The organism is Frankia sp. CeRuru1, assembly GCF_977966315.1.
In genome coordinates, this window is sequence record NZ_CDWWEW010000449.1 from 1 (window position 1) to 3,782 (window position 3,782).

Below are 3,782 nucleotides of genomic sequence, written 5' to 3' on the forward strand. Positions count from 1 at the left end.
AGCGTGAGCAGCGCGCGTAGTTCTTCCTTGGCGATCCAGGCGGTCAGGATCGTCTGGCCGGGTTCGCCGAGGTCGACGAGGGTGTTCCACGGTTTCGTCAGCTGGCGGTCGGTGAGGTTCTCGCGGTTGCGGGTCAGCAGGTTACGGATCTTCCATTCGGGGTCGGTGTCGCGGCCGCGGCGGCCCCGTAGCTGGGTGGTGACCCGGCGGCGGGCCTCTGTGACGGCGTCGTGCGCGAGTTTCACGACGTGGAAGTGGTCGACGACCAGGGTGGCGCCCGGCAGGTAGCGGCGGACCGCGGCGACGAACACCGTGCACATGTCGATCGCCACGTGGGTGATCCGGTCGCGCCAGGACGGTGTCTGGCTGGCCAGCCAGTACGCGACGTCGTCGGCGGTGCGGCCCTCGACCTGGCCGAGCATGCCCTGCCCGCCGGCCAGGTCGGTGAATCCGACATGCCACCGGTCGGCGAGCACCCGGGCCTTCGCCGGCTCGCCACCCGCCGGGTCGGGCTCGACGGTCTCGGCGGGGCCGCCGCCAGCGGGTTCGGGGGACGCCGGTGTGGGAACGGGGTCCGCGGGCCGCCAGCGCGGCCGGCCTCGGCGGGTCTCGTCGATCCCGAGCATGTCCACCGGCGGTGAGGCGGTGTCGGTCAACGGCGCGGCCACGTCGCGCGCCGCGTCCATGACCGTCGGCCAGGACAGCGCAAGGTGCCGCGCGCTGGCTACCACCGTCGCGTGGATCCCGTCGACCACGAGCCGGCCGGCCTGCTCGCGTAGCCGGGTCGTCAACCGTGCCCGCGCCGGCACCGCCGGCAGCGACTCGGTGAACGACCGCTTCGCGCACGGTGGCTCCTGGCAGTACCAGCGGCGTTTAACCCACACCAGTCGCAGGGGGGACGGGCCGTAGCGCAGGTCACGCGGCCGAGTGGTCACGACGCCCTTGACCCTGCGCGTGAACACCCCGCAACCCGGGCACGCCCGCGCCGTCTCGTCCGCGGTCGCAAGCCACACCTGCCGTGTCCTGTCCGCGAGCATCTCGACGCGCGACACCGTCAGACCATCGATGTCGAGCAACCGCGTCGCGTCATTCGTATGATCGTCCAAGCCCGTAGCTCCGTGGCCTCTCGGTTGCGTCAGGAACAACCAAGATCGCCAGGGGTTGCGGGCGATTCATGTCACGACACGAGGCATGCCACATCAGGTCACAGCAGGCCACGTCAAGCCAACATTACGCACAGTTACCAAACTGGTTGGGGTCTCACGCCCACCCCCGGTTAACTTCGAAGACCCCTCTTCGCCTCGTTCCAGCCCGCGATCAGCAGGCAGGCCCTGACCACGCTCGGCCGGCAGGTCCGCCGCTGGCGCCTGCACCGCCGCAGCGACGTCACGCTCGCCGACCTCGCCCGGACGATCAACCCGGTCGTCCGGGGTTGGATGGCGTACTACGGGGCGTTCTACCGCTCCGCGCTGTCCGTTCTCTTCACGCGCATCAACTCCTACCTGGTGCGTTGGATCCGCAAGAAGTACAAGCGGCTGCGACCCGTGAGGAAGGCATCCGCCGCCTGGCAACGAGCAGTCACGGGCTCCCCGGGCCTGTTCGCGCACTGGCGGTGGGTCCCGACCTTCCGGTGACCAGGATGGCAGGAGCCGTGTGACGGGAGACCGTCACGCACGGTTCTGCGAGAGCCGGGAGGTGAAACCCCTCCCGGCTACTCGACCCTGGGTGGGAGGGTCGCAGGTTTCGGTGAGGTGGACCTTGTAGCCGTACCAGAACAGGTCGTCGCCCTTGGCCGCCCACCGCGCATCCGGGTCGTAGGGGGAAGCCAAGCGACGATGTCCAGGCGGGACGCCCTGCTTGTCGGCGTCCCGCTTCACGATCACCTCCCGTCCCCGGGGATCGGTGGACAGGTAGTAGGTCTGCACCAGCATCTGCCGCAGGAACGCCACCGCGGGGATCTCGCTCAGCCAGCCGGGAGCGGTGGGTGCGGCGACCGCCCGGCACAGTGCGAGCGCGTCCTGGCAGAACACCACCGCGAGGGCCTCCAACGCCGCCCGCACGCTCTCCCCGGCGAGTTCGGTCCGGTTCAGGTCCCGGACCGCGCTGATCACATGGGTGGAATCGGTGCGCGCTCTGCCACCGGCGCCGATCAGGCCCCGCTCACGGCAGGCCTCCACGAACCGGTCGAAGACCACCCGTTCCAGGCCGTGGTCGGCCAGCCGGGCCCGGGACCGGGACAGCACGGTCGCATCGAAGCCGGTATCGGTCAGTTCCGCGCCGAGCGCATATTTCCAGTCGATCGCACGGACCGCCATCGCCGCGGCCTGGCGGTCGGTCAGGTTCTCGGTGAACTGCAGCACCGTGACCAGCGACAGCACCGCCGGTGGCAGACCCGGCGCACCGCGGCGACCGAACGCGGCGGTGAACGGCTCATCGACGAACACCTCCGCGAGGCGGTCCCGTAGCCGCATCGCCACCGTCCCCCGCGGGAACGCCGCCCGCGCGACCGCCACGGTCCGCGCCGGGATCTCGGGCAGCCCCTTCGGCTGCAACGACATGTGCCCCACCTCCCGCGGCCCGCGAGGCGACCCGGACCGCACAGGAGATCATGCCGCACCCACGACACCCATCCGAATTAAGCAGCAGAGTCCTTCAGTTGGGCACGCTTAGTCACGCTAAGTGGTTAGGGCTGGAAGTTCCTCGGGGGTCGATGATTGCCTGGTCCGGTGGCTCCCGGTGGCTCCCGGTGGCTACTCGCTCTCGGCCGCGAGGTGGACGGTGCAGGCGGTGTCGAGGGCGTCCTGGGGGGTGCCGGTGGTGTGGCCGGTGAGCAGGGTGGCTTCCTGATAGCGTTCGTGCGCGGCAGAGTAGATCGCGAAGCCGAACGAGTGCGCTGACCCGCCGTAGCGCAGCCGGCACAGCGGGATCTCGTCCCCGTCGGTGGGCACCCCGGCGACGTAGGCGAACGCGCCGCGGTAGGTGACTTCGGTCCGGGCGAGCTGGGGCCAGTGTTCCTTGGCATGCAGGAGCAGCCGGAGCCGGATCGAGGTTTTCGTGGACTCCGGGATCGCCGCCATGGCCCGCCAGTCTGCCGCACCGGCGGGCCCGGTCGCTACGATCATCGGCTTGCGCGCCTGCCCCTGCCCCGGAGTGTGTGATGCCGTTACCGTGCGCGGTGCCCGTCGTGCTGGCCGCGAGCGTGCGGGTCCGGCTGAAGAAACGCGCCGACGGGCACAGGACGCCCTACCGAGACCGGCAGCGGGCCGCGATCGTGCTGTACGCGGCCCGGGGCTGGCCGAACGCCCGGATCGCCAGGCGCCTCGGGGTGGCCGTGGACACCGTCCGGCTGTGGCGCGGCCGGTTCGCCGAGCACGGCCTCGAAGGGCTGGCCGGTCTGCCCCGGACCGGCCGGCCGCGGCGGATCAGCGAGCTCGAACGCGCCGAGGTCGTCGCGCTGGCCTGCCAGCTGCCCGCCGAGACCGCGGTGCCGCTGGCCCGGTGGAGCTGCCCGGAACTGGCCGCCGAGCTTGAACGGCGCGGCCTGACCGGGCCGGTCTCGGCCTCCAGCGTGCGGCGGATCCTCGCCGAGCATCCCGTCAAACCCTGGCGCTACCAGTCGTGGATCTTCCCCCGGGATCCGGGCTTCGCCGCGCAGGCGACCGTGGTCCTCGACCTCTATCAGGGCTTCTACCAGGGCGAACGACTCAACCCGCACGACCGGGTGATCTCCATCGACGCGAAGCCGTCGATCCAGGTACGCGCCCGGGTCCACCCCACGGCCC

General features: G+C 70.9%; 5 protein-coding genes. 2 read left to right on the forward strand and 3 right to left on the reverse strand.

Features of this window, described 5'->3' with window-relative positions:
• Positions 1–1,106, reverse strand: a 1,106-nt coding sequence (locus tag AC08OP_RS22375) for a transposase (protein ID WP_476615978.1), incomplete at its 3' end; no start/stop codon positions are given.
• A 225-nt stretch (positions 1,107–1,331) separates the two neighbouring features.
• On the opposite strand from AC08OP_RS22375, the gene AC08OP_RS22380 reads away from it, so the two are divergent.
• Positions 1,332–1,634, forward strand: a complete 303-nt coding sequence (locus AC08OP_RS22380) for a group II intron maturase-specific domain-containing protein (protein WP_476595655.1) — start codon at positions 1,332–1,334, stop codon at positions 1,632–1,634.
• 33 nt (positions 1,635–1,667) lie between these two features.
• On the opposite strand, the gene AC08OP_RS22385 is transcribed toward AC08OP_RS22380, so the two are convergent.
• Both AC08OP_RS22385 and AC08OP_RS22390 read right to left on the reverse strand, forming a co-directional pair.
• Positions 1,668–2,558, reverse strand: coding sequence for a transposase (locus AC08OP_RS22385; protein ID WP_476615979.1), 891 nt, complete (start codon positions 2,556–2,558; stop codon positions 1,668–1,670).
• A gap of 192 nt (positions 2,559–2,750) precedes the next feature.
• Positions 2,751–3,122 (reverse strand): hypothetical protein, encoded by a 372-nt coding sequence (locus AC08OP_RS22390; protein WP_476615980.1) that lies wholly within the window; start codon positions 3,120–3,122, stop codon positions 2,751–2,753.
• 35 nt (positions 3,123–3,157) lie between these two features.
• On the opposite strand from AC08OP_RS22390, the gene AC08OP_RS22395 reads away from it, so the two are divergent.
• The coding region (locus AC08OP_RS22395) for a helix-turn-helix domain-containing protein (protein ID WP_476615981.1) at positions 3,158–3,782 on the forward strand (625 nt) is incomplete at its 3' end.